Origin of the sequence: Limnospira sp. PMC 289.06, assembly GCF_032350395.1 — a bacterium.
In the GTDB taxonomy this organism is placed as follows: domain Bacteria; phylum Cyanobacteriota; class Cyanobacteriia; order Cyanobacteriales; family Microcoleaceae; genus Limnospira; species Limnospira platensis.
The window spans coordinates 27,172-53,860 of record NZ_JARPLC010000013.1; the positions used below are offsets into that span (position 1 = coordinate 27,172).

Annotated in this window: 23 protein-coding genes; 11 read left to right on the forward strand and 12 right to left on the reverse strand. The window is 45.3% G+C overall.

The features are described from left to right. Positions 1-155 precede the first annotated feature (155 nt). Positions 156-2,606, reverse strand: coding sequence for an endonuclease MutS2 (locus P5674_RS04930; protein WP_006617831.1), 2,451 nt, complete (start codon positions 2,604-2,606; stop codon positions 156-158). Positions 2,607-2,897: 291 nt separating this feature from the next. On the opposite strand from P5674_RS04930, the gene P5674_RS26550 reads away from it, so the two are divergent. From P5674_RS26550 to hemG, 3 genes are all read left to right on the forward strand, one after another. Next, positions 2,898-2,978 (forward strand): hypothetical protein, encoded by an 81-nt coding sequence (locus P5674_RS26550; RefSeq protein ID WP_350308516.1) that lies wholly within the window; start codon positions 2,898-2,900, stop codon positions 2,976-2,978. A 468-nt stretch (positions 2,979-3,446) separates the two neighbouring features. Then, positions 3,447-3,668 (forward strand): DUF2811 domain-containing protein, encoded by a 222-nt coding sequence (locus tag P5674_RS04935; protein ID WP_006617830.1) that lies wholly within the window; start codon positions 3,447-3,449, stop codon positions 3,666-3,668. Between the two features lie 297 nt (positions 3,669-3,965). Next, positions 3,966-5,417, forward strand: a complete 1,452-nt coding sequence (gene hemG / locus P5674_RS04940) for a protoporphyrinogen oxidase (protein ID WP_014277531.1) — start codon at positions 3,966-3,968, stop codon at positions 5,415-5,417. 253 nt (positions 5,418-5,670) lie between these two features. On the opposite strand, the gene P5674_RS04945 is transcribed toward hemG, so the two are convergent. The 7 genes from P5674_RS04945 to P5674_RS04975 form a co-directional block, all read right to left on the reverse strand. Further along, on the reverse strand, positions 5,671-6,381 hold the full coding sequence (locus P5674_RS04945; protein ID WP_014277530.1) for a response regulator transcription factor: 711 nt from the start codon (positions 6,379-6,381) through the stop codon (positions 5,671-5,673). A gap of 84 nt (positions 6,382-6,465) precedes the next feature. Beyond that, entirely contained in the window at positions 6,466-8,502 is a 2,037-nt protein-coding gene (locus P5674_RS04950) for a tetratricopeptide repeat protein (protein ID WP_014277529.1), read from the reverse strand. Between the two features lie 65 nt (positions 8,503-8,567). Then, positions 8,568-8,738, reverse strand: coding sequence for a photosystem II assembly protein Psb34 (psb34, locus tag P5674_RS04955; RefSeq protein ID WP_006617826.1), 171 nt, complete (start codon positions 8,736-8,738; stop codon positions 8,568-8,570). Positions 8,739-8,824: 86 nt separating this feature from the next. After that, the gene (locus P5674_RS04960) at positions 8,825-9,661 is read right to left on the reverse strand and encodes a thiazole synthase (protein ID WP_006617825.1); all 837 of its coding nucleotides are present in this window, start codon (positions 9,659-9,661) and stop codon (positions 8,825-8,827) included. Between the two features lie 184 nt (positions 9,662-9,845). After that, positions 9,846-11,102, reverse strand: coding sequence for a methionine adenosyltransferase (gene metK, locus P5674_RS04965; protein WP_006617824.1), 1,257 nt, complete (start codon positions 11,100-11,102; stop codon positions 9,846-9,848). A 154-nt stretch (positions 11,103-11,256) separates the two neighbouring features. Next, the gene (locus P5674_RS04970; RefSeq protein ID WP_014277528.1) at positions 11,257-12,006 is read right to left on the reverse strand and encodes an HAD family hydrolase; all 750 of its coding nucleotides are present in this window, start codon (positions 12,004-12,006) and stop codon (positions 11,257-11,259) included. A 109-nt stretch (positions 12,007-12,115) separates the two neighbouring features. Further along, the gene (locus P5674_RS04975; RefSeq protein ID WP_014277527.1) at positions 12,116-13,312 is read right to left on the reverse strand and encodes a 30S ribosomal protein S1; all 1,197 of its coding nucleotides are present in this window, start codon (positions 13,310-13,312) and stop codon (positions 12,116-12,118) included. Between the two features lie 758 nt (positions 13,313-14,070). On the opposite strand from P5674_RS04975, the gene dps reads away from it, so the two are divergent. The 3 genes from dps (at position 14,071) to P5674_RS04990 (ending at position 15,844) form a co-directional block, all read left to right on the forward strand. Then, complete coding sequence (dps, locus tag P5674_RS04980) at positions 14,071-14,601, forward strand: DNA starvation/stationary phase protection protein Dps (RefSeq protein ID WP_006616801.1); 531 nt, start codon at positions 14,071-14,073, stop codon at positions 14,599-14,601. A 53-nt stretch (positions 14,602-14,654) separates the two neighbouring features. Beyond that, a complete protein-coding gene (locus tag P5674_RS04985; protein WP_014277526.1) occupies positions 14,655-15,326 on the forward strand; it encodes a helix-turn-helix domain-containing protein in 672 nt (223 codons plus the stop codon). A 167-nt stretch (positions 15,327-15,493) separates the two neighbouring features. Next, entirely contained in the window at positions 15,494-15,844 is a 351-nt protein-coding gene (locus P5674_RS04990; protein WP_006616799.1) for an STAS domain-containing protein, read from the forward strand. A gap of 177 nt (positions 15,845-16,021) precedes the next feature. On the opposite strand, the gene P5674_RS04995 is transcribed toward P5674_RS04990, so the two are convergent. Continuing rightward, positions 16,022-17,158 carry a PP2C family protein-serine/threonine phosphatase gene (locus tag P5674_RS04995; protein WP_006616798.1) on the reverse strand — a complete coding sequence of 379 codons (1,137 nt, stop codon included), beginning with the start codon at positions 17,156-17,158 and terminating at the stop codon, positions 16,022-16,024. Between the two features lie 83 nt (positions 17,159-17,241). Here P5674_RS04995 and P5674_RS05000 point away from each other — a divergent pair, with 83 nt between their 5' ends. Further along, a complete protein-coding gene (locus P5674_RS05000) occupies positions 17,242-17,781 on the forward strand; it encodes an ATP-binding protein (RefSeq protein WP_006616797.1) in 540 nt (179 codons plus the stop codon). Here the strand turns inward: P5674_RS05000 and P5674_RS05005 are convergent. Further along, complete coding sequence (locus P5674_RS05005; protein ID WP_006616796.1) at positions 17,768-18,544, reverse strand: DUF1350 family protein; 777 nt, start codon at positions 18,542-18,544, stop codon at positions 17,768-17,770. The two genes, P5674_RS05000 and P5674_RS05005, sit on opposite strands and share 14 nt — an antisense overlap. A gap of 146 nt (positions 18,545-18,690) precedes the next feature. On the opposite strand from P5674_RS05005, the gene polA reads away from it, so the two are divergent. Then, positions 18,691-21,570: a DNA polymerase I gene (gene polA / locus P5674_RS05010; RefSeq protein ID WP_051659764.1), complete on the forward strand. Its 2,880-nt coding sequence runs from the start codon at positions 18,691-18,693 to the stop codon at positions 21,568-21,570. A gap of 7 nt (positions 21,571-21,577) precedes the next feature. On the opposite strand, the gene P5674_RS05015 is transcribed toward polA, so the two are convergent. Then, positions 21,578-22,633 (reverse strand): acyl-CoA dehydrogenase family protein, encoded by a 1,056-nt coding sequence (locus P5674_RS05015; RefSeq protein ID WP_315669837.1) that lies wholly within the window; start codon positions 22,631-22,633, stop codon positions 21,578-21,580. Between the two features lie 168 nt (positions 22,634-22,801). Here P5674_RS05015 and P5674_RS05020 point away from each other — a divergent pair, with 168 nt between their 5' ends. After that, on the forward strand, positions 22,802-23,386 hold the full coding sequence (locus P5674_RS05020) for a DUF3611 family protein (protein ID WP_006618010.1): 585 nt from the start codon (positions 22,802-22,804) through the stop codon (positions 23,384-23,386). An 81-nt stretch (positions 23,387-23,467) separates the two neighbouring features. Here P5674_RS05020 and P5674_RS05025 read toward each other — a convergent pair whose 3' ends face one another. Then, on the reverse strand, positions 23,468-23,944 hold the full coding sequence (locus P5674_RS05025) for a hypothetical protein (protein WP_286167380.1): 477 nt from the start codon (positions 23,942-23,944) through the stop codon (positions 23,468-23,470). A 572-nt stretch (positions 23,945-24,516) separates the two neighbouring features. Between P5674_RS05025 and P5674_RS05030 the strand changes: the two genes are divergently transcribed. Together P5674_RS05030 and P5674_RS05035 are read left to right on the forward strand one after the other, a co-directional pair. After that, positions 24,517-25,857, forward strand: a complete 1,341-nt coding sequence (locus tag P5674_RS05030) for an adenylosuccinate synthase (RefSeq protein ID WP_006618008.1) — start codon at positions 24,517-24,519, stop codon at positions 25,855-25,857. 117 nt (positions 25,858-25,974) lie between these two features. Then, positions 25,975-26,580 carry a 50S ribosomal protein L25/general stress protein Ctc gene (locus tag P5674_RS05035; protein ID WP_006618007.1) on the forward strand — a complete coding sequence of 202 codons (606 nt, stop codon included), beginning with the start codon at positions 25,975-25,977 and terminating at the stop codon, positions 26,578-26,580. The last annotated feature ends 109 nt before the right edge of the window (positions 26,581-26,689 follow it).

Here is a 26,689-nt window from a genome sequence, read left to right on the forward strand (position 1 = left end):
AATTGACAGCAGAACCCGCCCCTACAATTATTAATTATCGGCGGTGGGGCGGGTTTATTCATATCCTCGTGGGGAATTTGTAATTGACAGCAGAACCCGCCCCTACAATTATTAATTATCGGCGGTGGGGCGGGTTGATGATAAACTCGGTTTTTTTACTTCAAATAAGCAATAGTAACTCCCGCCCCACCATCTGGATTTGATGCCAGTTCAAACCGTTCAACTTGGGGATGTTCTTTGAGTAACTCGTGAACCCCTCGCCGCAGTTGTCCGGTTCCCTTACCGTGAATAATCCACAGCGCGCCAAAGTCGAGAATTTGCCCCAAAGTGCGATCGATTTCTGTTTCCGCCTCGGATACCCTTTTCCCTCTCAAATCGAGGGTATTTTTATCCGTGCGAACATTAGGCAGTTTTGAGGGTTCCGGTTTATTGGTAACTGGTGAATGAGTCTTGTCAGCCTTGGGAGTTGCTGAAGTTTTGGGAAGTTCTACCTTTTGACCATCTAAGGACTCAATTTCCCCTAATCCTACAGTCATTTTCATAATCCCAAATCGGACTGTTAGTTGATTATTGTCATCAGGTCCGCTGAGTATCTCTGCTGTTTGACCAATGCGGGGAATACGAATCCGATCGCCTACTTTCGGCATAAAATTAGGTAATGGTGCTGGTGTAGCCTGCCGAGATGGTAGATAATTCTCCGCGATCGCATCTAACGTAGCCGTAGCCTTTTGTGCGTCAGCCGCCGTAGGTTTCCCCTGCTGAAGGCGACGGATCACCTTAGCTATTTCCCCCTTAGCCTGTAGTAAAGTCTCCTTAATCTCCTTTTCCTGGGCTTGTTTAAGCTGTCTTTCCCTTTCCTGGAGAGATATAGCCCTTTCCGCCAATTCTCCGTGTAGGCGTTCAGTCTCTTTCAGTAGTTGACTAGCAGCGATCGCCTTAGTTTCCTGCTGTCGTCGCTGTGCTTCCAACCCCGCGATCACCTGGTTAACATCCTCATCACCGCCGCCAACATAGGACCCCGCCAGTTTTACTATGTCATGATCTAGCCCCAACCGTTCCGCAATTTTCAGAGCATTAGAACGCCCAGGAATCCCCCACAATAGGCGATAGGTAGGTTGTAGGGAGGCATCATTAAACTCCACCGAAGCATTTTCAAACCGAGTATCTTTGTATTTTAACGCTTTCAGGTCGCCAAAGTGGGTAGTCGCCACCGTAAGACGGGTGCGGTCCGCGAAGGTTTGCAATAGGGCGATCGCCAAAGCCGTCCCCTCCGTCGGGTCAGTCCCCGCCCCTATTTCATCTAACAATACGAGAGATTGACAGATGCGATCGTACTCCCCCGCCTCCGTTACCCTCATCGGTTCCCCAATAGCCTGTAGAATTCGAGTAATCCGGCGAATATGACCAGAGAACGTAGACAAACTCTGCTCAATAGACTGTTCATCCCCAATGTCTGCTAACACCTGTCCAAACCAAGGCATTTCCACAGGTTCCCGCGCCGGAATAAATAGCCCCACCTTAGCCATGATCGCCGCCAAACCAATAGTTTTTAGCGTCACAGTTTTACCCCCCGTATTCGGTCCGGTAATAGCTACCACCCGGATCTGAGGGTTAATCGTGATATCAATCGGAACCACCTCCGGTCCCTGTTCATACTCTTGTTGCCATATTAGGAGAGGATGGCGCAGTTGTCGCAGGTTGATTGTTTCTGAGGTATCCCCAGGGTCAATAAACCTGGGCGGGTTCGCTTTTAGCCAGTAGCTATAACGGGCTTTAGCCAGGGCTAGATCGATAGTTGTCACGATCGCTAAAAGTTTTTCGAGATCCGGGACTACCGCCGCCACCTGTTCAGTCAGACTCCGGCGGATCGCTTCCGCTTCCGTTTGTTCCGCCCGCTGAATTTGTCGCAGTTCGTTGTTTAGTGCTACAATAGGGTGCGGTTCCACATAGACTGTCGCCCCCGTAGTCGAAGCATCATGGACGATACCCGGAATGGCATCTTTTTGGGGAGCTTTCACCGGAATCACAAACCTACCCTCTCGCTGGGTGACGATTTGTTGTTGAACCGCTTGCGCTTTCCGTTGCAGGATGCCTTGTAGAATTTGATAAATGCGATCGCGGGTTGATTGCAGCCGGGCGCGAATTTCCCCCATTTTCACACTGGCGCGATCGGTTACCTCTCCCCGTTCATCAATACACCGATGAATTTCCTGCTCTAATTCCGGATAGGTGCGTAGTTCTTCCACTAAGCTAGTTAATACCGGTACATCTTCCTGGTCATCAATTACCCGGCGCAGTTGTCTAGCCCCCGCTAAGGTAGTGGCGATCGCTAATAACTCCTCACCAAATAAAATACCTTGGCGATCGGCCCTTTCCAGAGAAGCCCCAATATCCTGAATACCATCAAGAGACAAACCCTGAACCAGCTTGAGTTGCAGTTGATAAGCCTCTTTAGTTTGTGCTAAAAGGCGATCGGTTTCTTCTTTCGTCTCTGGAATAGCCAACTGACGGGCTGCGAAAGCACCCAATTTAGTTGCCGTAAAGGTTGCCAGATGTTTACACAGCCGATGCCATTCCAGTAATTCTAGGGTTTCTGCTTGAATCAAAGCCTAAAGTTTTGATAATACAAATGTTTATCCTCCATGGTATCATATTTTTTGATTTTTACCAGCGATCGCCTTGAACTTGGGAAATTTTGGTAAGTCAAATGTTTTCAACTTATCGCTTTAGGCTGGGGAGTTGTCAAAGGTTTGACTTATGCCGATATCTTCCCTGGTATTGGAGGATTTATAATCGGGCTATAACCAACTGGATTAAAATGTATTTATGCGTTCTAAATTAATCAGTATTGTCGCCAAGCATACTTTCAGAATTTTGGGGACTACCCAGAAGCAGATATCCCTCAAGTTTATTTCACTAGCCTTCCCAAAGTTAATCTAATCACCCCTGGTTTTCCCTGTCAGCCTTTTAGTATTTGAGAATCCCTCTTGGCAATATTTTGACTTTCATTATCCATTGTCCACAGATCGCCCCAATTTTGTCCCTTCAACATTCTTATCTTTTCACCAAATTTTCCCCAGAGATTCCACAAACTTTCCACAGGGTAAGCCGAGTTTTTCCACAGATTTATCAGATTTTTCCACAGCCAACCACTCCTATAATGATAGTCTGCCGTTTAATTGGGGATTTTGGCAAGCCTAGTATCGACAGCCTTAACTACCCAGATTATTGTAAAGTTATGTAAAAAAAAATGGCTGCAAACCCTCATTCTGTCGTCAAGTCCCCATCACCCAGACCGAGGTTGTAACATTTAGCAACATTGACAACCCTCCCCCCCCATAGCACACAATAAATAAGATACTATTTTCCCTTCAAGCATCAAATTGCTCAGTCCCTTAGCCTAGCCACATAAAAAATGGCTCCATCCCAACTTCTGTGAGGTTTATATGAACACAAGTGTTAGTATTCTGACCGAAATTCCCGAAACACTCCACGAGTCCCTTCAGGGCTACCTGGACACTCACCCCGACTGGGACCACGATCGCGTGTTTTCCGCCGCCCTGTCCCTGTTTTTGTTACAAAATGGCAACAACACACCAGAAGCCCTCGATAGCTGTAGAGTAGCCGCCAGAGTGTACCTAGAAACTCTGTTTCAGTCCAATACATAAGCCAGCCCTGAGAATAGCCCCAGTAGGGTGCGTCACATCCTCCTAATTTCCATAGCCACGATAACTGTTCTGATGTGACGCACCTTCCCAACTCTTTTCAAAGCAGAAGAAAGATAATAACCCCCTAATTATTGAAATTCTTTAACAATTAGTTTTTCCCCAACTACCGTCACAATTCTTCGTCATGCCATACTATGATCACAGATGTTAAGTTATCAACAGGTTTAATAACGTTAAATCTTGCACTAGAGGGCAATCAACAGTACAATCACCACTATCTGCTTTGTAATTTCCACAATGACAAACCTAGTTGATAGCCTTATAGTTGGTGCTGGTATTAGCGGGCTAAGTTTAGCCCATAGCCTGAACCGTGAAAAAAACCCCCGCTCACCCCTAAAAGTTTTGGTCACAGAAAGCCAGAACCGAGTCGGGGGAAATATTACGACCGGACGCGCATCTGATTTTTTATGGGAAGAAGGCCCTAACAGTTTTGCCCCCACCCCTGAATTACTCGGACTAGCCGTAGATTTGGGGCTTAAACAAGAATTGATTTTTGCCGATCGCAAACTACCCCGTTATGTCTACTGGAACCATAAGTTACATCCAGTACCCATGACCCCCCCCGCCCTACTCTCCTCCCAACTAATCAGCCCCAGAGGTAAACTCCGCGCCGCCTTGGGAGCCATAGGATTTGTGCCACCCCCAGTAGGCGCTCACCTCTCTCAACAGCGAGGAGAAGAAACTATTACCCAGTTTTTCCATCGACATCTCGGTTCAGAAGTCCTAGAACGTCTCGTCCAGCCCTTCGTTTCTGGGGTTTATGCTGGCGACCCTCAACAATTAGCAGTCCGTTCCGCTTTTAGTCGATTAGTAGCCGCCGAAGACGCAGGGGGTGCGCTACTACCTGGATTTGTGCGATCGCGCCTTAATAAAAAAACCACCAAAGACACCACCCCCGACCCCAATATTCCCAAAACTCGCCCCGGTGAATTAGGGTCCTTTCGTTATGGCCTGGAAACTCTGCCCGAAACCTTGGCCAGTAAATTAGGCGATCGAGTTAAGTTAAATTGGACCCTCGACCGTTTTTATCCCACCCCTCATCAAACCTATATTGCTGAATTTTCCACCCCAGACGGCCCCCAGCAAGTAGAAACCCGAACCCTCGCTTTAATGACCCCCGCCCATGTTAGCGCTCGCCTCTTGCAACCCCTACACTCTCAAATCGCTTCCGCATTAAGCCAAATTCCTTATCCCCCCGTCGCTTGTGTCGTACTCGCCTATCCTAAATCAGCCTTAAAACAACAACTCAAAGGCTTTGGTAATTTAATTCCCCGCCATCAAGGAATCCGTACCCTCGGCACTATTTGGACCTCCAGTTTATTCCCCGGTCGCGCCCCAGAATCTTGGCAAGTCCTCAGCAATTATATTGGGGGTGCTACAGACCCTGAAATTGGCGAAATGGATGATGATCAAATTGTCGCCGCCGTTCATCAAGACCTACGCCAAATTCTGCTGGCTGAAGATGTCCCCCCCAAAGTCTTGGCTGTCCATCTCTGGCGGCGCGCTATCCCACAATATACTCTCGGTCATCAAGATCGCCTAAATTCCATCAATGCTGGATTGCGATCGCTTCCCGGACTTTATCTGTGTAGCAACTATATTGATGGGGTTTCCGTCGGTGACTGTGTGAGGCGCGGCCAGCAATGGGCATCGCAAATTCAGTCCCACCTTCATCCAACAGCCAACTAATCACCACTAGGGAGTCTTGGCCCTCCCTTCAGTTTATGTTAACTTTTGTAACGAAATGTTAAGAATTGTTGCGAAAAATTTTTTCTGGGGGAGGTTGCTTGCTTTTGGGTTGCGCTTCTGGTATTATTTTAGATAATGGTAATATTGCCAAAATTATTATTTGTGTAAAGATTCCGATTATATAAAATATGTCAATATTTTACCCCGGCTTCCCCCTGCCTGTCAACCCCTTAACCCCCTAAAATTCGTGAGTTTAAGGCCTAGGTTCTTCACTACCACGGCGATCGAACATATACCCCACCCCGCGAATCGTTTTAATCAACACAGGTTTATCTGTGTCCGGCTCAATCTTTTTGCGAATTTGACCAATATGAACATCAACTACCCGCTGTTCGCCCTCATATTCATAATCCCAAACCTCCTGTAGCAGTTCTGAGCGTCGCCAAGCCCTACCAGGCTTTTTCGCTAAACAGTAAAGTAGGTCAAACTCCAGGGCACTGAGGGAGATTTGGCGATCGCGAATATAGACCTCGCGGCGTACCGGGTCAATCACCAGATCCCCATAGGTCAAGCTCCGCATTTCCGTCTCTTCTACAGAACGCTGTCGCTTCAAAATCGCCCGCACTCTCGCCCCTAGTTCTGCCAAACCAAAGGGCTTAGTAATATAGTCATCAGCCCCCAGATCAAAACCCTTAATCTTATCAGCCTCCCCAGTCAAACTGGTGAGAAGCAAAACAAATACCCGCGTCCGGCTCTGCATTTCCTGGCACAGGGCAAAACCAGTGGTATCAGGCAGGTTAACGTCCAGAATCACCAGATCGGGATTAAATTCGTCAAACAATTGCAGCGCCGTCTCACCATCTTTTGCCGACTCAACCTCATAGTTTTGTTGAGTCAGATACCGAGAAATTAAATTGCGGATTGCCGGGTCGTCATCAACCACAAGAATCTTTTGAGAGGCCATAACCACAAGAAGAGCGTGAGCATGGGGCAAAAATACAAGCCTAGCCTTGCCAGGATAGCGTCTGTCTTGATTTTTTTATGGATTTCAAGATAAGTAACGCCATATTTCCGGGAGCAGATGACCGGGAATCTTAGATAGGGCTTGGTTTTGACCTAATGGGCCCGATTCCTGGTACAAAGCGCGTAGGGTTCGGACTAGATGATTGAACGCCAAACGATGACGTTCCGACTCTAGAGCGGTGGCACTTCCTTCTTCAGGAATCGCCTCATAGGAACCTGCCATCAGGTGATGGTGCAGTGCTTTCTCTAGGTGAGAAACCCTTTGTTCACAGCGAGGACAGAGCGCTTGATCTGTTGCCAAACGATAATAAGCAAGTCCTAAGTTATTGTGAGTTGCCAAGGTATCGAATGTCAACTGCGTGGGACTCAGTTGTTGGGCTAGGGTTAAGGTTTTTTCATAAGCTGCGATCGCCTCATTCAATGATTTACTGCGCTCTTCTGGTTCCTCCTGATACATGGCTAAATGCCAACAGGCTGTCCCCAGGTTATTTTCAGTAGTTGCACAAGCAACCGGATCCGCTTTGGACGTGCGATATTTTAATGCTTTTCGGTAGCTATAAATCGCCTTTTGCAGCCACCTTTTTGAAGGCTGATGCTGTGCTAGATTCCAGTAAGCTGTCCCCAGGTTAGCCTGAATCATAGCATAGTGCTGAGGCTCCTTATTCTCCGAATAGCCCCGCAAAGCCTCCCCATAAGCGGCGATCGCCGCTTTTAAATTAACCACTGGTTCAATATGTTGGGCGCGTGTCCAATAAGCTGTTCCCAAATTATTTTGGATAGCTCGATAATCTAGCCCTTGAGAATCACATAGACGGCCCTGGTCCTTAACCAATTTCAGATAGTTGATAGCTTCTTCATAAACAGTAATCGACTGTTGCAAATTCTCAACTGGATCCCGAATTGTCCCTAAATCTGTATAAGCAGCACCCAGGTTCTTTAGCACTCTAACATAAATATAGCCGTCGGAGTTCGGCTTAACTTTCATTAACCCGGTTTGATAACAGATAATACTCATCTCCAGATTCGCCAACGCCTGGCCACCCTGATGTAGAGATTTTCGCGTCTGCTGAAATAGCATCCAGTGGAAAGTACCAAGATCGTTGTAGATATTAACCGCATCTAAACCCTTCGGTAAAGCACTATTTGACTCTAACAGCATTTCCCACTCATCCAATTGCTCTACCACCTCGTTATAGGCTTCTATAGCCTCATTTAGTAGTGGCACAGTACCATTACCCTTAGATATGCGATCGCGATATATATAAGCCCGTTTTAAACAGCTCTGTAGATATTCCTGTGAATATACCAGCCCCGACGGTGAACCATCTATTGGCTCAGTTTGAGCGACCCTTTGACCCTTCGGCTGCTCTACAGACGAGCTCACCCTCTCTCTCTCTGATTCTGATTTATGTATACCCGGCGAATGCTGCCCTGATAAAGCCTGATCATACACCGGACTAGGGTCCCCCACAAATTTAAATATACCCCTATGCAAGCGCCAAAATTCCGGCGCTGACTGCTGAATACAGCACAGCCAAGGCGATGATACCCACAGCAGCACACTTAACTCAAATTCGATTAACTTAGATTCAGCTTCCCGCAAATAGTTCAAAAAAGACCATTGAATACCAGCAGGTTGTCTAGTTAACTTTTCAACCCCTAAAATCTGGAAAGCTAGGGGAGAGCCAGGATTTTCACTTTTCCAGCGGCACATTTGAGCAATAGGGTTGGGGTCAGTTAATTCCAAATGCAGCGTCACCAACTTAGAACTAACCTGCTTTCGGGTTGTGATCTCTTCCTCGCCAGACCTATCACCAGCCCCTACCCGGTCTATAGTATCTGCTCCATCTGTACTCAGAAGATCCTCAGAACCTAGTTCCGTTTCCAAACTACTCGCCATTTGATGCAACAGACTCAGGTGATCACATACTGCCACAAAAACCTGTTGTCCCAAACCTAATCTTAAAGCCTGCTTCAACTGAGTATAAAGCTGCTTATTTGTGGCGTAACTACTAGAGAAGGTTGTATTAGTTGCGGTCATTCCATGCAGAAAAAATAACATTGATACTGGCCTGATATTATCTCATTCAAGCCAGCATCATCACTACAGGAATTTCTCCACCGATTCTAAGACGCAGCTACCGCAATAGCTAACACACCAGCCACAAAAACCGCAGCCAGCGCCCCCCAAACTATGTAGTTACGCTTCTGAGTTTTATTGGGAGGTTCCGCCGTATAAACTTTTGGTTCTACAGCAAAGTTATTGACGAGTCCATCCTCTTCGGTTGTATAAGGCATTCGTATATAGTCCTGATCTTATTCCTGCCACCAATCTTAACAAAATTTGGCGACACCCCCAGAAACTTTAGAAAATTTTAGCATTCTCAAAAGTTCGCTCCTGTGATTGTACCCGTGAGAGGGGAAGAAGCGATCGCATAATCCTTAACCGGAATACGTCCCGCCAAATAAGCCATACGTCCCGCTTTCGCCGCCATTCCCATAGCATTCGCCATCATAGATGGTTTACTCGCCAAAGCGATCGCCGAATTAATCAGCAAAGCATCAGCCCCCATTTCCATAGCCATAGCCGCCTCACTGGGCGTACCAATACCCGCATCTACCACCACCGGCACCTTAGCATTATCAATAATAATCTGAATATTGGCTGCATTTCTAATCCCCTGACCAGATCCGATAGGAGATCCCAAAGGCATCACCGTCGCACAACCCGCCTCTTCCAAATGTTTAGCCAACAGAGGATCAGCATTAATATAAGGCAAAACCGCAAACCCTTCTTTTACCAATTGTTCCGCCGCCTTCAGAGTTCCTATGGGGTCAGGTAGTAAATATTTAGAATCAGGAATCACCTCTAACTTCACAAAATTATTGTCTTCCTGACCCAATAACTTAGCCATTTCCCGACCCAGACGCGCCACCCGCACCGCATCTTCCGCCGTTTGACAGCCAGCAGTATTAGGTAACATCCAAATTTTCGACCAGTCGATCGCCTCCGCCAGCCCCTCATGTCCCGGAGCCTGAGTTTGCACCCGTCTAACCGCCACCGTAACTATCTCACAGCCACTAGAAACAATACTTTCCTGCATTTCTTCTAAACTGCGATATTTGCCAGTTCCCGTCATCAAACGCGATGTAAATGACCTACCAGCGATCGTTAGCGGTGAATCAACAGGTTGTGATACTGGTTTTTCAACAGTTTGCATAGAATCATCCTTCAACTTGAGACAAAGGGGATAGTACAGACAACACAGATATTGTCCCTGCCCTGGCGGGAAATTCATTAAATACCTGAGCCACCAGCAATTATCCATTATCCCGCTTCCCGCCCCACCGATAATCACCGGAGGCGAGAAGCGGTAGTTACAGAAGGTTATCAAAACCCAGGTATCAGACCGTAAGAGTCTGAAGCAATTCCCGCTTGAGTAATTCCACCTTATCAGTTTTTTCCCAAGGTAGATCGAGATCCGTCCGTCCCATGTGACCATAGGCTGCCACATCTTGGAAGAAACGACCTCCCCGCAGGCCTGGTAAATCCCGCAGGTTAAACTCTTGAATCATACCAGCCGGACGCAACTCAAAGTTTTCTTGCACCACTTTCAGCAGTTGTTGCTCATCCACCTTACCCGTGCCAAAAGTCTCAATAAATAGACTAACAGGACGAGCCACCCCGATCGCATAACTTACCTGAACCTCGCACTTATCCGCAAAACCAGCAGCCACAATATTTTTAGCAATATAGCGGCAAGCATAAGCAGCGCTGCGGTCTACTTTCGTGGGGTCTTTCCCAGAAAAAGCGCCGCCCCCATGTCTCGAATAACCGCCATAGGTATCAATAATAATCTTACGACCCGTTAAACCAGAATCCCCTTGAGGTCCACCAACCACGAATTTACCAGTAGGGTTAACTAACAAGCGAGTATTTTCGTCAGGTTTAATATCAATCCCTTCCCAAGCTGGAGTGATCACCTCAGCTAACAAATCTTCTTTGATGCGATCTTGGACCGCTTGGGGGTCAGTAATATCGCCAATAGTTGCTGTATGTTGGGTTGAGATCAAAATCGTGTCTATTCTGACCGGGCGATCGTTTTCGTAAGCAATAGTAACTTGAGTTTTGCCATCAGGTCGCAAGTAAGGCAAAGTACCATTTTTACGAACAGCCGTCAATTGTCTAGCCATCCGGTGAGCTAAACTGATCGGCATAGGCATCAGTTCCGGGGTCTCATTACACGCAAAACCGAACATCAACCCCTGATCACCAGCACCGATAGAGTCCAAAGCCGCTTCACTCAGTTTTTCCCGATTTTCCTGGGCTTGGTCAACACCTTGAGCAATATCTGGCGACTGTTCATCAAGGGCAACTAATACTGAACAGCTATCTGCTGAAAAGCCATTTTCCGCGTGGATATAGCCAATTTCGGCAATCTTTTGACGGGCTAGTCCGATATAATTAACTTGGGCTTTAGTAGTAATCTCCCCAGTAATCAGAACTAAGCCTGTGTTGACAACTACTTCCGCCGCCACCCTACTTTTAGGGTCTTGAGCCAGGAGAGCATCCAAAATGGTATCAGAAATTTGGTCGCAGATTTTATCAGGATGACCCTCTGTCACTGACTCAGAGGTAAACAGATATTGACGATTAGACAAGGCTTTCCTCCTGTTGGATCATTGATTGTTAGCCGTTCACTACCCCGTAGTAATCCCGTCCAATATACCAAACTCCCTACAACGGATCATGAAAGTTTGACCATTTAATGGGTTTCCTACGGACTGTTTCTCAAGAATCTGCTGGAGATAGAAACTAATTGGAGACTCCCCCGGTAATAATTGCGATCGCATCAAGTGTCGAAATTACCACATCAGCCATCTGTAAATCATGGCTCCATGGTTGCCAACAAATACCGATCGCACCTGCCGCTCCGGCTTCTTTCGCCATTTGCATATCCCCAGCAGAGTCTCCCACCATTAACGTTTTACCTGGTTCTACCCCCAGTTCTTGGCAACTCTGAACAAATAGCGCCGGGTTCGGTTTCGCTAAATTTTCACTAGCCCCCTTCTGTAGTTCTATATATCGCTCCAACTTATGGCGGGTCACAAATGCTTGCACCTGTTCCGTCGTAGCCGCCGACAGAATCCCTAATTTAATACCCCCCTCATATAGCGATTTAAGCACCTCTAGGCTGCCTACAAATAGTGGTGATGGTGGATGGTTTTTAAAGCTGTTATCGGCTTCTATAAAGGCTTTCTGAGCAATGTTTTTCGACTCGATCCATCCCCGTCCGGTTTCTGCGATATAAGCGGCCGTGGCAATTTCATTTTCTTGGCGTGTTCCTGTTGCCATTAAGCCTGTGGGGTCTAGGGTATCGTTTTCTATACCAAAAGCCATCAGCAGAGGCTCGCCAATCCCCGGAATTTGGGCATCAACTAAACGCGATCGCACCTGTCCCAATTTCCGTAAGAATTCCTGGGAGTCTTCCAGAGTCCCATCTTTATCGAAAATGATAGCCTCTATGCGATCGAAGGTAATGTTATTAACTCGAATACTGGGCAAGGTTCAGACCTCATATTTTTCTGCTAACATAGGCTTCTAACCACCCCCTACCCTACCAAATATCAAAAAAAAGAGGGCTATCCCTCTTTTTTCCATCAGCATTCAACAATTAGGATTCGGTTGCTATGGGAATCTCTTCTACCGAATCTTCTACCGAATCTTCTACAGCTTCAGTTTCCGCTACCGGTTGTGCGATCGCTTCTGATTCTGATTCTGATTCTGATTCTGAAATCGGTTGCTCTTCAGTCGGAACAGACAATTCGGCTTCCGTATCCACATCAGTAGCAGATGGAATCTCAGCAGTAGACTCTTCTGTTTCCGCTGTCTCTGATGCCGTCTCTGATGCTGTCTCTGATGCTGTCTCTGATGCTGTCTCTGGTGCTGTTTCAACTACCGGGATGCCTTGCTGTTCAGCCTGCATTTTTTCCCGGAACTTCGCAGCCATTTCCTCAGCTTTCTCATAAACCATCTCAGGATTTTTCACCATCGCCCCCGGTTCCGGTTCTAACTGCTTAGTAGACAGTGAAATCCGACCCCGATCAGCATCAAGATCAATAATCATGACTTTAACTTCGTCATTAACATTGAAGACACTGTGGGGGGTATCAATATGATCATGAGATATTTCTGAGATGTGCAGCAAACCGCTGACACCACCGATATCAATGAATGCACCGTAAGGTTTAATTCCTCGCACCGTACCGATGACCACTTCACCTACTTCTAGGCGGTTCATCTTACGCTCAACTAAAGCGCGACGGTGACTGAGAACCAAACGGTTGCGGTCTTCATCAACTTCTAAAAATTTCAGTGGCAGTTCTTCGGCTACCAATTCTTCTTTAGGTTTCCGGGTGCTGATATGGGAACCAGGAATAAAACCACGCAATCCCTCAATGCGGACTAGAGCCCCACCTCGGTTAGTGGCAAAAACCTGAGAACGAACCGTAGCATCTTCTGCTTGCAGTTGGCGAACTCGCTCCCAAGCCCTCATGTATTCTATGCGGCGGATTGACAATGTAAGTTGTCCATCCTCATTTTCATCCGTGAGAATAAAAAATTCCCTGGTCTCATTGGACTGCAATACTTCTTCCGGGCTCTCCACCCGGTTGATCGACATTTCCTGTAGCGGAATGTATGCTGCCGTCTTAGCACCAATATCAATCAGAGCGCCCCGGGGTTCTAAACTGAAAACTGTGCCCGGCACCACATCTCCGGGGCTGAAGTGATAATCATACTTATCCAACAGGGCGGCAAAATCTTCGTGGGTAAAGCCCACATCTCTACTTGTTAGTGTCTGATTGATCATGCGAGTCGTTTCCTAGAATTTCTCCCCTTAATTGTGTTTACATTGAACAGAGGGCAGCGGTTTGGGGTTTCCGAGGGGGGTGGATATGCTCTATTCTAGTGACCATCATTTGTTAATTTGGACTCTAGTTAGGTGCATTTTACCTCAATCGGTGGCCTCTGGTTATAACCTGGTTGACTACTCACCCTATTTAATTACGGGCAATTTTCAGCAGTTGTCACACAATGGTATCAATACCCTTGGTTCATGCCTAGTAGCCCTTACTCTTAATATCAGACCCCGTTAAGCTGACGCTATAACTAGGGACTCCTATTGAGTTTTTTCTTAGTTGGCTGAGTGATTTTACTCAACTGCCATCTCTAAGTATGTATCCATGTTGCCTGCTTGTCTGCGCCTTAGTCTTTAAGTTAAGACCAGGACTCTGACCTAGCTTTGCTCCTGACTCTTACCAAAGGGCAACAGAGCCGGACTGCTGGCTCGGATTCGTTAAAAATATTTTTAGTTTAACTCAGAGCTTATTCATTATGCCATACTTTAGCAAAAGTGTAGCAAATTTTTATCGTAGCATTTTCACTACCGAGATTGTCAATGGGCTGAGACTGGTAGAAGTACGCACCCATCAAAACTTTGGGAGAGTTTAGCCAAACAATCTAGCCTCAGAGGGAGTTAATTAAGCCGAGAAGCGGTATAATTAGTTTAGTGGCGGAATTTCTCAAAGATAACCGCACTATCAGAAAATTTGGAGTAATTAATAATTTATGACTAGCACGCAAACAAAAACCAGGTTGTACTCAAGCCGTATAGATTTACCCGAAGACACCCGATCTCAAGTGATCACGATCCTAAATCAAAGTTTAGCAACGACTCTGGACCTGAAAACCCAGGTTAAGCAGGCTCATTGGAACGTTAAGGGGCTGAACTTCTACTCTCTACATCTGTTGTTTGATGAATTAGCAGGAGAATTAGAGGGATATGTGGATATGATTGCTGAACGAGTTACGGCCCTGGGAGGTTATGCTATGGGAACGGCTCGTAGGGCAGCGTCTGAATCGATTTTACCAGAATATCCCCTAGATATTGATAATGGCACGGATCATATTGTGGCTTTAGCCGATCGCTTTGGTGTATATGCTAAGTCCCTGCGAGAGGCGATCGACAAAACTGATAATCTGGGTGATGCAGACACAGCAGACCTATATACAGAAATTTCCCGCACTGCTGATATGCGCCTGTGGTTCCTGGAAGCACACCTACAGGGTGACAGTAATCAACCATTACGCAGCCACTAGACTGATAAGCACCATCTGGGCTAGGCTACATTTAGAAGCAAGGTTGTCTGGCTATGAACGGGTCGCCATCATCATCTGACTATACCCCGCAGTTACAAAGACTGATGCGGCGGGCGGGGTTTTCCAGTGTACGAGAGTTAAGCCGATATTCAGGGGTCGAGGAGAGACAGTTCTTTAGGTTATGTCAGGGTTTGGTGTTACAGACCCGGGTGGATGTTTTAATGAAAATTGCCGAGGGGCTGGGAATTTCTCTGATGGAACTGTTGAGAATTTTCGCCCCTGATGACAGTAGCTTGGCCTCTGAGGGGTTTAATTCGGCTTTTCGTCAGGAATATGAACGGCTACAGGCTGAGATGGAACAATTGCGGGAGTCTGTGGGTCGGGAATTTCAACAAGCTAGTTTAGATATTTTAGAATCTTGGTTGTTACAGTGGCCTAAAGTTACCCAAAAAGTTCAGGAAAATCCCCAAATTCCCGCCAAAAATATATTGCCTCTGGTGAAACCAGTGGAGCGACTTGTGCAACAATGGGGAGTGGAGATAATTGCACCGATCGCCTCTGAGGTTCCCTACAATCCGCATCTACACCAGTTAGTCGAGGGAACTGCACAGCCGGGGGATAGGGTAACTGTAACCTCTGCTGGTTACCGAAAGGGCGATCGTCTTCTCTGTCGCGCCGAGGTAAAAGTCCCAACCGATGATCATTTGAGGACTCAGGAAAGCTAGGGAAATCAACCGGGTTACCTGTTGTGTCTGATATAGGAGATTTGAGATTCTGTCTCTGAGAGCCTTAATTGGGCTGTAAGCCTCTCTGTATAATTGTCGTTTGGGTAGCCATTTGGCTTGAGGGCGCATTCACAGGCTATACTAGCGGAATATGGCGAGTCATTTTTATGCTTCAATCTCAAAAGAATATGAGTTCTGATGTTCAAATCCTACAGCCCCAAGGTATTTTAGACGCTACTAAAGCTAGCCAATTCCGTCAGGATATTTCTAGGTTAGTTGAAAAGGGAGCTAAAACCATCTTGATTGATTTTCAGGATGTCACATTTATGGATAGCTCTGGTCTGGGGGCTCTGGTACTGGCCCTGAAAACTGTTCGAGCGGCAGATAGTAAATTGGTAATTTGTTCGATTAATGAACAGATTAGAATTCTGTTTGAACTAACCAGTATGGATCGAGTGTTTCAACCAATTTTTGAAAATCGACAGGAGTTTGAGAAAAAACAAAGTTACCTCGGCTAGTTATGCCAATCATCCTCTGAGTTTTTAATCGGGGTTTTGGGAAATAAAAAACTGGTTTTGGGATAGATATTTGGGTCTGTGTAATTGATGTTGATATTATGCAGGCTCAACGGTTTTTATCAAAATTTATAACCATCAAAATATGATATTTTTTCATGCCAAATAATCACATATTTTTTAGGGTAAACTAACTTTTATAAGGGAGAAATCATCTTCAAAGGGATGGTCAAAGTTGATGGTTTGGACGGATTCTAAGATGCTATTTAAACTCCCGGTTTTAAAGTTATTGTTTCTCATTAAAAGTTTAATAAAGGCATCCATTCCCCAAATATTACCACCGGGTTGATGAATTTCATAGACTCCATCACTAAAAATATAAAGGTTGCTGTTTTTTTCGACGTGACAAGAAGCGTCAATATAGGCAGCTTCTAGGAACATACCTACAGGCATTCCGGGGGTTTTTAACTGTTGAAATTGTAGATTATTGGGGTTTTTTCCAGATAGTAGAATGGCGGGAGGATGCCCAGCGCTAGAGTAAGTTAATTGTCGGGAAATGCGGTTATAAACGCCATACCAAATGGTGAAATATTTATCATTTTGATAGGTCATTTGGAAGGTAGTATTAAGCGATCGCAATACATCACTAGGCTGATAATAGTTAATATTAGGGATAGCACGGGATCGCAATAAATTCAACACGGAAACCGAGGGCAATGCCGCCCTAAGTCCATGACCAGAAGTATCTAATAAATAGATAGATAAATGGTCGGCATCCAGCCAAGAATAATCAAAACAGTCTCCGCCCAATTGACGAGAGGGGATAAATTTCGCCTCAATACGCACAGGTTCTTCTAGGGGTTCAGGAAGTAGCGATCGCACATATTCGGCGGCTTCGGATAACTCAGTTTCCAATAACTGTTTTTGAGTTTGTAAATCTTGGCTAAGTTGATGAAGTCGCAGACCGGCTCTCACCCTAGCATATAACTCATTCATCTCAATAGGTTTAGACAGAAAATCATCAGCCCCGGCATCTAAACCCTTAACGCGATCGTCAACAGCGGTCAGAGAAGTAAGTAAAAAAAACTGAGTAGTTGATAATTCCGGCATAGCCTTAACTTGTCGGCATACTTCAATTCCGGTCAGCCGAGGCATAATCCAATCACAAATCATCAAAGCCGGACGCAATTCTTTAGCCTTTTCTATGCCTTCCTCGCCATTACTAGCTACCACCACATCATAACCCTGCTTTTTGAGTGTTCTTTTGAGCAGTTCTCGAATTATGGTATCATCATCAATCACTAAAATTTTAAACATGGGCGCTGAGTTTAAACAATTAGAGGGACGGTCAAGCCAAGTGATCATTAACCATTAGGATCACCCAGAGCATCTCACCGGGGATGGCTATATTAGATGAGAATGAACTAATCCTATACAGAACATTCAAGATAGAGTATAGTCTAATTACAAGATGGCTCGACGATCGCACCTATCGAAAAGTGATTAAATCTGAAGGTTCCCAACCTATGCCTTCTACATTCTGCCTGGAAACGGCAACCAGTTTGGATATGTTGGCAGATGTTTTAGCATGGTTTGGCAAATTACAGCCGCCATCAATTCCTAAGTCAGTCTGGCTGCGCTGTCAACTGGCATTAGCAGAAGGATTTACCAATGCTGTGCGACACGCACACAAGGGACTGGCGGCAGATGTTCCCATTGAGATCGAGGTCAGTCTGTCTAACAATAGTATTAAAATCTGCATTTTTGATCGCGGTCAACCCTTTGATTTAGAGACCAAACTGCTAGAGATGTCATCAAAAACCCATCACGGTTCACCGGGAGGACGGGGGTTGATGCTAATGCGAGATATTGCGGACGAGTTTCATTATCGGCGGTCTGATCCTCACAGAAACTGTTTAGCGATCATCAAATATTTTTGACTGGACTGAGAGGGTTAAGCCATTGTAGGACTTCCCGTCTAAGCTGGTATAGGTCTTTATAGACTTCGTGTTTAAGCCATTGTCCGATCGCATCTAGGGGGCTAAATGATTCTCCTCGTGGCCAACTGAGATCCTGGGCTAGGGGGGTCTGATGATCACCTCGCAACTGCTGGAGTGTCACCAGTCCGGGAAATCTGCCATTGAGAATTTGATAGAGTCCGGTGCTTTGGTCGATCTTATCGTTACTGAATTGAATCAACAGGTTGCGCCGGACTTGATAGCGATCGCCAACTAGGGAATTGGTCTGCTGTGGGGTCGGGGTAAATTCCACATCAATCACCGATGATAACTGTTCTACCAAAGGAATTGACTGGCGGGCGGCATAGTTATTAAAAGAGAGCAAAATATTTCCCGCCCTTTCGACTTCAAACAGGGACCCGATAAGTAGATGCAGCTTGCACCCCATACTATGACCAATGCCATAAATTGGCAACCCCCGCCGTCGCAGTTTCTGGGCTGCAAATAGGTCTTCTAAGCCATCCTCAAAGGTCCATAATACCTCACGCGCCATATTTCCATGATCAAGGGTATTAATGAATGGTGTAGCGATGATGGCATATCCCTGTAACGCTAGTTGTTCTAATAACCAACGATAGGTTATATGGGGGGCTGATGCTACAAACGCCCCACCCAGAAAATGTACGATCGCTTTTGGTTTTGGGGGAATTAACACCCAATTATCGGAAAATTCCAGCCAGTCCATGAGTTACCTTTGCCTACCGCTGTCAATTATAATCAAATGTGGGGGTCTGGTTAATGGCGATTTCGGATTGACCCGTGTTTTTTTTGATTAACCCGCCCCTGGTATTATAAATATCTACCAAAATATTGTTACACAAAGGCTTGCCCGTGTCTTCTAACTCTCCGGTTTTAATCCTCATTGACGGCCATTCCTTGGCTTTTCGTGCTTACTATGCTTTCGGGAAAAGTCGTAATGGGGGACTGCGAACTTCTACAGGAATTCCTACCAGTGTCTGTTTTGGCTTTATTAAATCTTTATTGGAGGTTATCGATACCTATAAACCGGAATTAGTGGCGATCGCTTTTGACCGGGCTGAACCCACTTTTCGCCATGAAGCTGATGCTAACTATAAGGCGGATCGCGCGGAAACTCCGGCAGATTTTATTGAGGATATCAATAACCTCCAAGAATTATTAGAAGGGTTCCGTATCCCGATTTTTTCGGTGGCTGGCTACGAGGCTGATGATGTTTTGGGAACTTTGGCAAATCGGGGAAGCGCCGCCGGATATCAGGTGAAAATTTTATCTGGTGATCAAGATTTATTTCAACTAATTGATGAGCAAAAACAGATTACTGTTTTACATTTAAGCCATGGAAAGGGTAGCAGTCCCCAGGAATTTGCCGCCGCCCAGGTTTATGAAAAATTAAGTATTAAACCAGAACAGGTAGTTGATTATAAAGCATTGTGTGGGGATAAGTCTGATTGTATTCCGGGTGTCCGAGGTATTGGCGAAAAAACGGCGGTTAAATTATTGGCGGAATATGGTTCTTTAGATAGTATTTATGAATCAGTTAATCAAATCAAAGGGGCGATCGCCAATAAACTTAAACAGGGTCAAGAATTGGCTTATCATTCCCAAACAATGGCGAGGATTATCTGTGATGTCCCCCTAGATATTAATTGGGAAGATTGCCAACTTCAGGGTTTTGATAGCCAGGAACTTATCCCTTTACTCAAGCAGTTAGAGTTTCACGGATTTATTAATAAAATTAATCAGCTTCAATCACAATTTAAGGGATTATTTGATGTGGAGATTAACTCAAGTATTTCGGCATCAAGTCCCCCCACAGAGTTGGAGATTTCGGAGAATAATGACAATAATGAGGATGAGGATGTATGGTTTTTTAGTGCTGAGGATACTACCTTAGAAACTAAAGCGATCGCCCCTTCTATTCATCCTCAAATCATCCAAACTCCCGAAGCCTTAGCCATATTAGTTAATCGCCTAAAAACCCATATTAACCCAGAGAAACCAGTCGCCTGGGATACAGAAACTACATCCTTAGAACCTAGGGATGCGAACTTAGTAGGAATTGGCTGTTGTTGGGGTTCGGAATTATCCGACCTGGCTTATATTCCCCTAAATCATACCCAGGGTGAAATGTTAAATATAGAGCAAGTTTTGGAGGCTTTGCGCCCCATTTTAGAGTCCGAAGAATATCCGAAAACCTTGCAGAATGCCAAATTCGATCGCCTGATTTTACGGAGTCAAGGAATCACCTTAAAAGGGGTAGTTTTTGACACCATGTTAGCCAGCTATATAATCAATCCTGAATCATCCCACAATTTAACAGATTTATCATTAAGATATTTACCGGATTTAGGAATAGTCGCCCAGAGTTATAGTCAGTTAGTCCCCAAAGGCAAAACTATTGCGGATTTAGATATTAACACCGTCGCCAATTACTGCGGCTTAGATGTTTTTACCACCTTTCAAATCACCCAAAAAATGCAGGATATTCTCAAAGATTTACCGCGATTAAATGATTTATTGAGACAGGTAGAACAACCCCTAGAACCGATTTTAGCCGGGATGGAGTTTCAGGGTATTAGGATTGATACAGACTACCTTAATCAACTATCACAGCAGTTAGGCGAAACCTTGGACAATCTGGAAAAAACATCTCATCAAGCCGCTGGAGAAGTGTTTAACTTAGGGTCGCCCAAACAATTGAGTGAGTTGTTATTTGATAGGTTACAATTAGACCGGAAAAAAAGCCGGAAGACTAAAACCGGATATTCTACAGATGCGACAGTTTTAGAAAAGTTAAAACATGACCATCCAGTGATTAACTCTATCCTGGAATATCGGACTTTATCGAAATTAAAATCTACCTATGTGGATGCTTTACCCGAGTTGGTGCGAAGTGATACGGGTCGCATTCATACAGACTTTAATCAGGCGATTACCTCCACGGGTCGTCTGTCTTCTTCTCACCCAAATTTACAGAATATACCTATCCGCACCGAGTTTTCTCGCCAAATTAGAAAAGCATTTATTCCTGAGTCTGGCTGGCTGTTGGTGTCGGCGGATTATTCTCAAATTGAGTTGCGTATTTTAGCACATTTAAGCCAGGAAAAGGTATTAATAGAGGCTTATAATACTAATCAAGATGTGCATAGTTTGACGGCTAAGTTACTGTTTGATAGGGATGGAATTACACCAGAAGAAAGGCGCTTAGGAAAGATTATTAATTTTGGGGTCATTTATGGTATGGGGGCTCAAAGATTTGCGCGGGAAGTGGGGGTCAGTGCGACGGCAGGGAAACAGTTTATTGATAGGTTTAACTCTCAATATCCGGGGGTTTTTGAGTATTTGGAATCCCAAAAGTTGGCGGCTATTAATCAGGGTTATGTGGAAACTATTTTAGGGAGGCGGCGCTATTTTGAAAGTTTAAAAGGACGCGATCGCGATCGCCTTAACTACCAAGATGAACAAATGTTGCGCGCCGCCGCTAATGCACCTATTCAGGGTTCAAGTGCTGATATTATTAAAATAGCGATGATTAAACTGGCTGAAATTCTCAAAAATTACCAAGCCAGACTATTATTACAAGTTCACGATGAACTGGTCTTTGAAGTTCCCTTATCAGAATGGGAGGAACTCGAATATCAGATTAAATCCACCATGGAAAATTGTCTATTTTTATCAGTTCCGTTGGTGGTAGATATTCACGCCGGGACTAATTGGATGGAAGCCAAATAATGGATAATTAACAATTATCGAAATTCTCTAATGTAGCTTGCATTAGTGCTTGAGTTTGACCGGAAACGGTAAATAATAGGGCTTCCCGATAAACCCGCTCTGCTGGATGATCACTTAAATTAGCCGCGCCACTGGATACTGTCACCGCAGCATGGGCGCATTTTACCGCTAAAGCGATCGCCCTCCCTCGTAACCTTACCTGGTCAGAAAAGCTATAATTGCCGTCGGTAATTGCTGCCAATATTTCCCCCCGACAGCCTCCCAACTCTTCTGTTAGCGACTCCAGCGCTGACTCAATAAAAGCACATTGTTTTTGCTCAAAAACCCTCTCAACAATATCTAAACCCGCCCTAGCGCAGCCCAGGGCGAAAAAACTGGGCTGTAATACCTTCTTTAGATCATTCTCGTGTATCCACCCCACAGGCTGTATAGACACCACCCGGTCAGAAGATAAAAACCAATCGGTCAGCGTCACTGTCACCGTATTAGTCGCAGTCATAGCACAAAGAGACTTATTTACACCCACGCTAATTTCTCCCAGAATTTCCTGAGTATCCCGAAAAGGAACCATCCCAAACACCGCCCGCCCATCTGGTAAACTCGCCGCTAGGATAAACTGATCAAAAATGCCAGATCCTGTCACCCAGGGAACTGTTCCGTTAAGTTTAAACCCTCCCTCAACCTCTAATGCTGTCACCATTGGCTTTCCAGAACGTCTCAAGTGAGAAAAACCAATTCCTACCCCAACGGTTCCGTATTTCATCTCAGGTAAATATTGCTCTCGGAGGATAGAATTATCACTTAGGGATAGCATCCCCGCCGCGCTTTGATGTTGGGTCTGCAAAAATGCCAAAGCCCCAGAATAGCGCGCTATTTGTTCGGTGAATAGGGCGAAGGTTTCTGCTGTGACTGGGGCGGGTGGGACCCGTAAAGTGAGAACTCCTAGTTTCCCTAACCCCCGCCAAGCCTGCTTTAATGCTTCTGGTAGGCGATCTATTTCAGCCGCCACAGGGGCGACGGCCGTTTGTAAATAGGTGTTGGTGGTTTCCAGCAGGTCTGACACGGTTAATATAGCTCTTGATCGAACTTCATTGTGACATCGTTTCCCGGGAAGGCGATCGCCTAATTTCCTAGATTGACGATTGACCCAAAAACAGTATCCTGGATAATAGGAAAACAGACGCGGAACTGATGATCTACTATTGGCCAAGTCAAAATATAGCCTCAAACAATGTCTAATCCATCTGAACCCCCAGCTTTACCTGCGTCCGTCCAGCGAGTTGCTGTTGCTCTCCGTAGGGCTGGATGGATCTGTTTTTGGGCGCAGCTTGTCCTAGCTGTAATTTCTGGCATTATCCTATTGTTTGCGGCCGTAGCCGCCCAAACTACCGGAGGCGGCGGAAGTACAGCCGCCGGGACTAGCGGCGGTTTCTTTTTTGCCGTCGCGGGGTTGTTCGTCTTGGGGTTCAGTACCTATCAAGCCTATGCTTATACTCGCCTATCTAAACGCTTACGAGAGGGTGGACCGCAGCGACCTTCCCGCGCTGACACTATTAAGCAAATTCGCATTACCCTAATTAGTAATTTGGTGGGAATGACTCTCACCCTGATTGCGGCAGAGGCGATCGGTGGGGTATTATTTGCTAAAGCCCTGTCTCAACCTACTTCCCAGTTAGTATTCGGAACCGGTACTGTTCGCGACTTTATCCAACCCCTAGATCTGATTGTTGTTCTCGCCAGCAATCACACCATTCTAGCCCACTTTGTCGGTATTGTTGCCTCAATTTGGTTAATTGATCAGATTTATAAGCAATAAGGGCGGGTGATATGATCGGGCGCTTCCTTAGTCTCTACGGGTGGGGGAACACTTACCAGAAACCACCCCTAGAGCATGATTTTAAATTTCTTCCATGTCAATATATAAAATTTCTTCTGGTTCAATTACTTTCGGTAAATGAGTTACACGATATTTCGTTCCTTTGGGAATTATGATTTCATTTTCGCTGTAAATTAAAAACTCTTGAATTGATATGCCAGAAATGTTATTTTTAATCCTGATGATTACTGGATAGGCAGAATAAGCATAATCTTCCGCTACTAACTCGTCGGAGGTAAAGCTGGTCATCGAGTCAATAGTATATCCACCATTTCGTTGAATCAGTGTCAGAAAAGATTGCAGCTTTTCTAATTTACTAAAAGGGATGCCACGGTAAATAGTGCCTTGGTAGGGAGGCATACGGTTCACAAAATTATTAACCAGTTGAATGTCGGGGGTAGTTTTGCCTTCTCGTTCAAGGTTTTTGATTTTTATGAACCCAGATGGGGTTGATTTAGTGATTCTATCGATGGCAACTTCTGCTTCAAATTGGCTCATGCCAGTAAGTTTCTCGACTTTTTTTAATAAGTTTATATTTACTTCATTCAGATTATTAATCATGGTAATGCCATCCTGATTGATAATTTTAAATAAACCGAATTGGCTGATTTTTAGGCAGCCAAAACTATCCCCAACTGTTGATGATTAGTCAAGGTGGCTAACTGGCAACAATTACGGAGTTTATTGAGAAGTTGATTGATAACAAGTCAAAAGCAATCAGTCTAATTAATAAAAGAGAAGCAGACGAACTTTAAAGGGTTTTTTTTAAATTGATCAAAATCCCTAATGGGGTATTTGATGGGAAAAAGAGAGTTTGGGCTGATTACTTATACTCCTCTTTTACTAAGATACAACAATTTCTGTAGCTTATTTTACAAAAACTCATTTTTTTACAAAACTTTACATTGTGTCCCTGGTCGGAATTAGGGTGGTGATATTTCTGGTTAAGCCGAGGATAAGCAGGTTCTAAGGTGATTAGCGGAGATTTGCCCAGCGAAGTATTTGACATGACACCAATGGACATTAGATAATAGGAGTTTGTGTAAACCGTAGCTTGGCGTAAGAGTCCCTTGGCTAACGTAATCGTAATAGGTGCCCAGTGGGGCGACGAAGGAAAAGGAAAAGTTACCGATCTCCTCAGCAAATCGGCTGATGTTGTGGTTCGCTACCAAGGAGGAGTGAATGCGGGTCATACCGTTGTAGTCAACGGCCAGACCTTTAAACTGCATCTGATTCCATCGGGAATTTTGTATCCTGATACCGAGTGCATTATCGGTTCGGGGACGGTGATTGATCCCAAAATATTGATTGGAGAACTGGACCAACTACAAGAACTTGGCATTTCTACCGCTAAACTGATGATTGCTCAAACGGCTCATGTGACGATGCCTTATCACCGTTTGATTGATCAGGCATCGGAGGAACGCCGAGGAACTCGTAAAATTGGGACAACGGGGCGAGGTATTGGTCCGACCTATGCTGATAAGTCAGAAAGGACGGGGATTCGAGTGATTGATTTGATGGACTCGGAAAGTCTGCGATCGCAACTCGAATGGACAATTAAATATAAAAACGTCCTCCTCGAAAAACTCTATGATCTGCCCCCGGTAGACCCGGAAGCAGTGATCACAGAATATCTGGGATATGCAGAACGCCTGCGTCCCCATGTGGTTGATGCCTCCTTGAAAATTGATAATGCCGTGCGGAAACGGCACAATATTTTATTTGAAGGAGCCCAGGGAACCCTACTAGACCTAGATCATGGCACTTATCCCTATGTCACCTCATCTAATCCGGTGGCGGGTGGCGCTTGTGTGGGTGCTGGTGTGGGACCAACCATGATTGATCGGGTGATTGGTGTGGCCAAAGCCTATACTACCAGGGTGGGAGAGGGACCTTTTCCCACAGAAATGGTTGATGGCATTGGTCAGGTATTATGCGATCGCGGCGCGGAATTTGGAACCACCACCGGAAGACAACGGCGGTGTGGTTGGTTTGATGGGGTGATTGGTCGCTATGCGGTGCGTATTAATGGCTTGGACTGTCTGGCTATTACCAAACTTGATGTTTTGGATGAATTAGACGAGATCAAAGTTTGCGTCGCCTATAATCTTGATGGTGAACGCTGCGAAGATTTCCCTAGTGATGGTCGCAAGTTTGCTCGCTGTCAGCCAATTTATGAAACCTTACCAGGATGGAAAAAATCTACGGCTGAATGTCGCGATTTACAAGACTTGCCTCAACAAGCTCTTGATTATCTCAAGTTCTTAGCAGAATTAATGGAGGTTCCGATCGCCATTGTTTCTCTGGGAGCTAGTCGCGATCAAACCATTATTGTCGAAGACCCCATTCACGGACCGAAAAGAGCTTTATTAGATGCCAAAGGTCAACCCGTAGAGCATCAATCTTAACCTGATTACTCAAATTTTACGGGAGTGGCGGTTCGACTGCGCTCACCGACCAACGCTCAGTATTTTTGAGTTAAAATGTCCCAAAAATCATCACACTTTAGTTAGTAGGAAATTATCATGGAAATTACTGTAAAATGTCAGAAGCGCCCGTCAGGTTCTAAGCCTAGAGCTTTACGCCGTGAGGGTCTAATTCCCGCCGTTCTTTATGGTCATAAAGGGGCTGAATCTGAAGAACTGACCATTGATGCCAAAACCGCTGAAAATCTCATGAAAAAGGGAGCCGTGAATCATACCTTGATTCAACTGAATATTCCCGATTTATCCTGGGCTGGTAAGGCTTTGTTGCGGGAAGTACAAACTCACCCATGGAAAGGCTTTCCTTATCACCTGAGTTTTTTCTCCATAGGAACTCTCGAAAGTGTGGAAGTCACTATTCCCCTAAACTTTATTGGCGAACCCATGGGAGTTAAAAATAGTGGGGGAATGCTCGATCTAGTAATCACTGAAGTGCAAGTTAACTGCAAGCCGGGGAATATTCCCGAAGCTATTGACGTAGAAGTTTCTGCACTAGAAGTTGGTGATGCACTGCATATTCATGAACTCAAACTCCCAGAGGGTGTAGAAGTTATTGCAGAGGCTGATCAAGTAGTGGCTTCAATTCTGTATCGTGGTGGCGGACAAGCTGAAAACGGGGAAGGAGAAACTGAGGAAGTTACAATTTAATCAGAATTAGGGGGGGTTTAGACCGAGTACAAACAAGATAGATATTCTTCTCTCTGTAGTCCGGGGCTAGGGAGAGAGTAGGAACCCGCCCCTACAGGATAATTATCGA